This window comes from Pseudomonas tehranensis, from assembly GCF_014268615.1.
Lineage (GTDB): Bacteria > Pseudomonadota > Gammaproteobacteria > Pseudomonadales > Pseudomonadaceae > Aquipseudomonas > Aquipseudomonas tehranensis.
The window spans coordinates 1-6,870 of record NZ_JABWQV010000253.1; the positions used below are offsets into that span (position 1 = coordinate 1).

8 protein-coding genes are annotated in these 6,870 nt (G+C 61.9%); all 8 read left to right on the forward strand.

The features are described from left to right. Positions 1-1,217 (forward strand): chemotaxis protein CheA (locus tag HU811_RS23195; protein WP_186658312.1); only part of this gene is annotated, 1,217 nt, incomplete at its 5' end. Positions 1,218-1,265: 48 nt separating this feature from the next. Beyond that, positions 1,266-2,390, forward strand: a complete 1,125-nt coding sequence (locus HU811_RS23200; RefSeq protein ID WP_186658315.1) for a protein-glutamate methylesterase/protein-glutamine glutaminase — start codon at positions 1,266-1,268, stop codon at positions 2,388-2,390. Further along, positions 2,390-3,130, forward strand: a complete 741-nt coding sequence (locus HU811_RS23205; RefSeq protein WP_018606553.1) for a flagellar motor protein — start codon at positions 2,390-2,392, stop codon at positions 3,128-3,130. The genes HU811_RS23200 and HU811_RS23205 overlap by 1 nt, the downstream gene beginning before the upstream one ends. Positions 3,131-3,146: 16 nt before the next feature. Beyond that, positions 3,147-4,031: a flagellar motor protein MotD gene (motD, locus tag HU811_RS23210; protein ID WP_186658318.1), complete on the forward strand. Its 885-nt coding sequence runs from the start codon at positions 3,147-3,149 to the stop codon at positions 4,029-4,031. Positions 4,032-4,080: 49 nt separating this feature from the next. After that, positions 4,081-4,872: a ParA family protein gene (locus HU811_RS23215; protein WP_047226266.1), complete on the forward strand. Its 792-nt coding sequence runs from the start codon at positions 4,081-4,083 to the stop codon at positions 4,870-4,872. 96 nt (positions 4,873-4,968) lie between these two features. Next, positions 4,969-5,841 carry a CheW domain-containing protein gene (locus HU811_RS23220; protein WP_092458430.1) on the forward strand — a complete coding sequence of 291 codons (873 nt, stop codon included), beginning with the start codon at positions 4,969-4,971 and terminating at the stop codon, positions 5,839-5,841. Between the two features lie 72 nt (positions 5,842-5,913). Beyond that, a complete protein-coding gene (locus HU811_RS23225; protein ID WP_024778681.1) occupies positions 5,914-6,399 on the forward strand; it encodes a chemotaxis protein CheW in 486 nt (161 codons plus the stop codon). Position 6,400: 1 nt separating this feature from the next. Continuing rightward, positions 6,401-6,796, forward strand: coding sequence for a DUF2802 domain-containing protein (locus tag HU811_RS23230; protein ID WP_047226268.1), 396 nt, complete (start codon positions 6,401-6,403; stop codon positions 6,794-6,796). Positions 6,797-6,870: the final 74 nt, after the last annotated feature.

Below are 6,870 nucleotides of genomic sequence, written 5' to 3' on the forward strand. Positions count from 1 at the left end.
CAGCCCGTGCACCGGCGGCCGCGCCGGCGGACAAGCCAGCCAGCGAAGCCGAGACGACTGTACGGGTCGACACCGCTCGCCTGGACGAGATCATGAACATGGTGGGCGAACTGGTGCTGGTGCGTAACCGCCTGGTGCGTCTGGGCCTCAACAGCCAGGACGAAGCCATGGCCAAGGCCGTGTCGAACCTGGACGTGGTCACGGCTGACTTGCAGACCGCGGTCATGAAGACCCGGATGCAGCCGATCAAGAAAGTCTTCGGGCGCTTCCCGCGCCTGGTTCGCGACCTGGCACGCCAGCTCAAGAAAGAAATCAACCTGGAACTGGTGGGCGAAGAGACCGACCTGGACAAGAACCTGGTCGAGGCGCTGGCCGACCCGCTGGTCCACTTGGTGCGCAACGCGGTCGACCACGGTATCGAGTCGCCGCAAGAGCGCGAAGAGTCAGGCAAGCCCCGCAGCGGCAAGGTGATCCTGGCCGCCGAGCAGGAAGGCGACCACATCCTGCTGTCGATCTCCGACGACGGCAAGGGCATGGACCCGAACGTACTGCGCTCCATCGCGGTGAAGCGCGGTGTGATGGACAAGGACGCCGCCGACCGCCTGAGCGACACCGAGTGCTACAACCTGATCTTCGCCCCGGGGTTCTCGACCAAGACCGAGATTTCCGACGTGTCGGGCCGTGGCGTGGGCATGGACGTGGTGAAAACCAAGATTTCCCAGCTCAACGGTTCGATCAACATCTACTCGACCAAGGGCCAGGGCTCGAAAATCGTCATCAAGGTCCCGCTGACCCTGGCGATCATGCCGACCCTGATGGTGATGCTGGGCAACCAGGCATTTGCCTTCCCTCTGGTCAATGTCAACGAGATCTTCCACCTCGACCTGTCGCGCACCAACGTGGTGGACGGCCAGGAAGTGGTGATCGTGCGGGACAAGGCACTGCCGCTGTTCTACCTCAAGCGTTGGCTGGTCAGCTCCGCCGCTCATGTCGAGCAGGGCGAGGGCCATGTGGTGATCCTTTCGGTGGGCACCCAGCGGATTGGCTTCGTCGTCGATCAGTTGGTGGGCCAGGAAGAAGTGGTCATCAAGCCGCTAGGCAAGATGCTCCAGGGCACCCCGGGCATGTCCGGCGCCACCATCACCGGCGACGGCCGCATCGCGTTGATTCTCGATGTGCCAAGCATGCTCAAGCGTTACGCCGCACGGCGTATTTGATTCTGGAGGGGCGCGGCCTGCAGCCGCGTCTTGTCTAACGGAGTGTTTATGGTAGTTAAAGTCCTGGTGGTGGACGATTCGGGTTTTTTCCGCCGCCGCGTCTCGGAAATTCTCTCGGCGGACCCGAGTATTCAGGTCGTCGGTACGGCGACCAACGGCAAAGAGGCAATCGATCAGGCGCTGGCGCTCAAGCCGGACGTGATCACCATGGACTACGAGATGCCGATGATGGATGGCATCACGGCGGTGCGGCATATCATGCAGCGCTGCCCGACCCCCGTATTGATGTTCTCCTCCCTGACTCACGAAGGCGCGCGGGTGACCCTCGATGCGCTGGACGCCGGGGCAGTGGATTTCCTGCCGAAAAATTTCGAAGACATTTCGCGCAACCCCGACAAGGTTCGGCAGTTGCTGTGCGAGAAGGTCCACAGTATTTCCCGCAGCAACCGGCGTGTCGGTGCCTATAGCACACCTGCGCCAACGCCTGCACCGGCGCCAGCCCCGGCTTCGTCGGGCAGCTTCAACCCGGCCCCTGCGCGCAGTGCCCCGGCCCCAGTGCCAACGCGTTCCGCGCCAGCCAGTGCGTCATCGTCGCCGGCCCCCAAGCGCAAAGCCTACAAACTGGTCGCCATTGGTACGTCCACCGGCGGCCCGGTGGCGTTGCAGCGGGTCTTGACCCAGTTGCCGGCCAACTTTCCGGCGCCGATCGTGCTGATCCAGCATATGCCCGCAGCCTTTACCAAGGCGTTCGCCGAGCGCCTCGACAAGCTGTGTCGTATCAGCGTCAAGGAGGCCGAGGATGGCGACATCCTGCGTCCGGGCCTGGCGCTGTTGGCGCCAGGCGGCAAGCAGATGATGATCGACGGTCGCGGCGCGGTGAAAATCCTGCCCGGCGATGAGCGCCTCAATTACAAACCGTGCGTGGACATCACTTTCGGCTCCGCAGCTAAATCCTACGGCGACAAAGTCCTGGCGGTGGTGCTCACCGGTATGGGCGCCGACGGTCGTGAAGGCGCGCGCCTGCTCAAGCAGGGCGGCAGCGCCATTTGGGCCCAGGATGAAGCCAGTTGCGTGATCTATGGCATGCCGATGGCGATTGTCAAAGCGGATCTGGCCGACGCGGTGTACGGGCTGGACGACATTGGTAGACACCTGGTCGAGGCGTGCCTGTAATGGATGTGCTCAGCCTGATCGGCATCATCATGGCGTTCGTCGCCATTATCGGTGGCAATTACCTGGAAGGCGGTCACCTGGGGGCCTTGGCCAACGGCCCGGCGGCGTTGATCGTGATCGGCGGCACCGTGGGCGCGGCGCTGTTGCAGTCCCCCATGAGCGCCTTCAAGCGCGCCATGCAGGTGCTCATCTGGATTCTGTTCCCGCCGCGAGTCGACCTGGCCGGTGGCATCGACCGCGTGGTGAACTGGAGCCTGACCGCCCGCAAGGAAGGCTTGCTGGGCCTGGAGGGGGTGGCCGATGCCGAACCCGACAACTACTCGCGCAAAGGCCTGCAACTGCTGGTGGATGGCGCTGAGCCGGAAGCCATCCGCAGCATCCTGGAAGTGGATTTCTACACGCAGGAAAGCCGTGACATCGAAGCGGCCAAAGTCTTTGAAAGCATGGGTGGCTATGCACCGACCATCGGCATCATCGGTGCGGTAATGGGCCTGATCCACGTGATGGGCAACCTGGCCGATCCGTCGCAACTGGGCAGCGGCATCGCTGTGGCCTTCGTCGCGACCATTTATGGTGTGGCCAGTGCCAACCTGGTGCTGCTGCCGATCGCCGCCAAGCTCAAGTCCATCGCGTTGCGCCAGTCGCGTTATCGCGAAATGTTGCTGGAAGGGATCCTGTCGATCGCCGAAGGTGAAAACCCTCGTTCCATTGAGTTAAAGCTTCAGGGCTTTATGGACTGATGGGGGGACATGGAAAATGGCACGTCGCAGGCATCGTGAAGAACACGTCAACCATGAACGCTGGCTGGTCTCTTACGCCGACTTCATCACGCTGCTGTTCGCTTTTTTCGTGGTCATGTATTCGATCTCGTCGGTCAACGAAGGCAAGTACAAGGTGATTTCCGAGGCGCTGATCGGCGTGTTTACCGACTCCGACCGCGCCCTCAAGCCCATCCCCATTGGTGATGAGCGGCCCAAGACCACTACGCCGGCCAAACCGTTGGTCAGGGACTCCGAGCAGGTCGATGCCGGTATCGCTGGCGGCAGCGATCCGTTGAAAAGCATTGCCGATGACATCAGCGCGGCGTTTGGCGATCTGATCAGCTCCAATCAGATGACCGTGCGCGGCAACGAGTTGTGGGTTGAGATCGAACTCAATTCCAGCCTGTTGTTTGGCAGCGGCGACGCCATGCCCAGCGACATGGCGTTCAACATCATCGACAGAGTGGCCGCTATCCTCAGGCCTTTCGACAACCCGATCCACGTAGAAGGCTTCACCGACGATCAGCCGATTCGCACTGCGCAGTACCCGACCAACTGGGAACTGTCATCGGCGCGTTCGGCGAGCATCGTGCGCATGCTCGCCATGCAGGGCGTAAACCCCGGCCGGCTGGCGTCGGTGGGCTATGGTGAATTCCAGCCGGTGGCCAACAATGCCACCGCCGAGGGGCGTGCGCGCAACCGGCGAGTGGTGCTGGTGGTGTCGCGCAACCTTGAGGTGCGCCGTAGCCTGACCGGGACCGGCACGGCCCATGCAACACCGGATGCGGCATTGAAGCGTGCTGGCACACAAACTGCACCGACCCAGCCCAAGTCGCCGGGAAGACAGAGCGCCGTCAATTCTCCGTCACCCGCTTTATAACCGAGCTATTTCTCGGTCGAGCCTGTATCGGCCGGGAGGAACAATCCGAATGAGAGTCTGGGCAGTCGCCAATCAAAAAGGTGGTGTGGGTAAAACCACATCTTCCATCGCTTTAGCCGGATTGCTGGCCGAGGCGGGCAAGCGCGTGGTCATGGTCGATCTGGACCCCCACGGCTCGATGACCAGCTACTTTGGTTACGATCCCGACAGTCTGGAGCACAGCAACTACGACCTGTTCCTGCACAAGGGCGGCGTGCCCGAAGGCCTGCCGGGGCAGTTGCTGCTGTCCACCAGCGATGAGCGTATTTCCCTGTTGCCATCCAGCACTGCCCTGGCGACCCTGGAACGGCAGTCGCCGGGACAAAGCGGTCTGGGCCTGGTGATCGCCAAGAGTCTGGCGCAACTGTGGCAGGATTTCGATTACGCGATCATCGACAGTCCGCCGCTGCTTGGCGTGCTGATGGTCAACGCCCTGGCGGCCAGCCAGCAACTGGTTATCCCGGTGCAGACCGAGCACCTGGCCGTCAAGGGCCTGGAGCGCATGGTCAATACCCTGGCGATGATCAACCGCTCGCGCAAGCAATCGTTGGCCTTCAACATCGTGCCGACCCTGTTTGATCGTCGCACCCAGGCGTCCCTGGGCACCCTGCGGGTGCTGCGGGACATGTACCCGGATGACATCTGGCAAGGCTACATTCCGGTCGACACGCGTTTGCGTGACGCCAGCCGTGCCGGTGTGACCCCTTCGCAATTCGATGGCAAGAGCCGCGGCGTGCTGGCCTACCGGGCGCTGCTCAAGCACCTGCTGGCCCAGCAGCTCGTTTCGCAGCAGGTGGCTTAAGGTGAAGAGGCTTACCAAAGGTATTGCACTCGATTGTGAGCGCTCAAGTCCTGGCGCATACATGCCGATAACCTTTTCAAGTGGCGCACTGTTCCCATGAGCCGCCCGATAAAGACAACCTCGCGTCCGCAATTGGCCCTGCAGTCTTATCTGGATGGGCTGTTGCAGGAAGCAACCGAAGAACTGCCACCGCAGCCGAGCGTGATCGAGGCGTTGCCCGAGACCGTCGAAGCCGAAGGTGGGCTGGATGAATTTCAGGCGGCCGTGCTCGAAGAGCAGGCCCGTGATGCACACAAAACAGTGATTGCCGCGGCAGTCGAGGCTCCGTTCATCAAGCCTCAGGTGGCAGTGATGGAAGCGCCTGCGCCGATCCTGGCGCCGGTCTCGACCGTTGCACCGTTGCTGCAGGGCCTGGTGACGCCGGTGGTGGAAGTCCATCTGCCACCGAGCAGCCCACCGCCGCCGGTGCCGACCGACGACCGTCCGGCCTGGGCCGCCGAGCCGTTCGAGTGTTTGTTGTTCGATGTGGCCGGGTTGACCCTGGCGGTGCCGCTGGTATGCCTGGGATCGATATATTCCCTGGCCGGGCAGGAATTGACGCCGTTGTTCGGCCAGCCTGAATGGTTCCTCGGGATCCTGCCGAGCCAGGCCGGCAACCTGAAGGTGCTGGATACCGCGCGCTGGGTGATGCCGGACCGTTATCGCGATGATTTTCGCCAGGGCCTGCAATACGTGATTTCGGTGCAAGGGTATGAATGGGGTTTGGCGGTGCATCAGGTCAGTCGCTCGCTGCGCCTGGACCCGAACGAGATCAAGTGGCGCAGCCATCGAGGGCAACGGCCATGGCTGGCCGGTACGGTGATCGAGCACATGTGCGCCTTGCTGGACGTTTCCGAGCTGGCCGAGCTGATCGCCAGCGGCGGGGCAAAACACCTGGGCGGCACCAAGCCGGTCCAGAAACCGAAATAAGACAACCGGTGACGCACAGCGTCACGGGGCAGAACACACACCGCCACAGGCGGTTTTTCGAGGGGTCAGGGTATGAATGATAAGGCGTCGTCTCTCAAGGGTTCCGAAGATCCGATTTTGCAATGGGTAACCTTCAAACTCGATAACGAAACCTACGGCATCAACGTGATGCGCGTTCAGGAAGTGCTGCGCTATACCGAGATCGCCCCGGTACCTGGTGCGCCAAGCTACGTGCTGGGCATCATCAACCTGCGCGGTAACGTGGTCACGGTGATCGACACTCGCCAGCGGTTTGGCCTGAACTCCACCGAGGTCAACGACAACACCCGTATCGTGATCATCGAGGCCGACAAGCAAGTGGTCGGCATCCTCGTCGACAGCGTCGCTGAAGTGGTTTACTTGCGTCAGTCGGAGATCGAAACCGCACCTAACGTCGGTAACGAAGAGTCGGCCAAGTTCATCCAGGGCGTGTGCAACAAGAACAACGAGTTGCTGATCCTGGTCGAGCTGGAGAAGATGATGAGCGAAGAGGAATGGTCGGAACTGGAGAGTATCTGATTTGATTCTTGAGGTAGCAGTCATTGTCCTGTTCCTGTTCTGGGCAGGCACGCTGGCGATGTTTGTCGCGTACATACGCGGCCAGCGGCAGATCGCCGCTCAGCAGGCCCAGGGCGATGCGTTGCGTGATCAACGCATCCGGGACCTGGCCAAGCGCGTCGACGATTACCAGAACGGCACAGTGCGCATGGGCGAAGCCTTGCACGAGCTACGTGCCGTGGTCGCACCGTTGCCGGACAAACTGGCCCAACTGGAGCAGCGCGACCCCTCCAGCCTGTCCTTCGCCCAGGCCGCCCGCCTGGTGGGCATGGGCGCCAGCGTCGACGAACTGACCCAGGCCTGCGGTTTGACCCAGGCCGAGGCAGAGTTGATGAGCAAGTTGCATAAGGGCGGCTAAGCGCTCCCAAAGGTTTTCTGGCGTTAACCAGCCCACACACACAACCTCTGTGGCGAGGGAGCTTGCTCCCGCTG

What these genes read in the sequence shown, in the direction of transcription:
- HU811_RS23200 (WP_186658315.1), top strand. Translation starts at nt 1,266, where the DNA reads ATGGTAGTTAAAGTCCTGGTGGTGGACGATTCGGGTTTTTTCCGCCGC.
- HU811_RS23205 (WP_018606553.1), top strand. Translation starts at nt 2,390, where the DNA reads ATGGATGTGCTCAGCCTGATCGGCATCATCATGGCGTTCGTCGCCATT.
- motD (WP_186658318.1), top strand. Translation starts at nt 3,147, where the DNA reads ATGGCACGTCGCAGGCATCGTGAAGAACACGTCAACCATGAACGCTGG.
- HU811_RS23215 (WP_047226266.1), top strand. Translation starts at nt 4,081, where the DNA reads ATGAGAGTCTGGGCAGTCGCCAATCAAAAAGGTGGTGTGGGTAAAACC.
- HU811_RS23220 (WP_092458430.1), top strand. Translation starts at nt 4,969, where the DNA reads ATGAGCCGCCCGATAAAGACAACCTCGCGTCCGCAATTGGCCCTGCAG.
- HU811_RS23225 (WP_024778681.1), top strand. Translation starts at nt 5,914, where the DNA reads ATGAATGATAAGGCGTCGTCTCTCAAGGGTTCCGAAGATCCGATTTTG.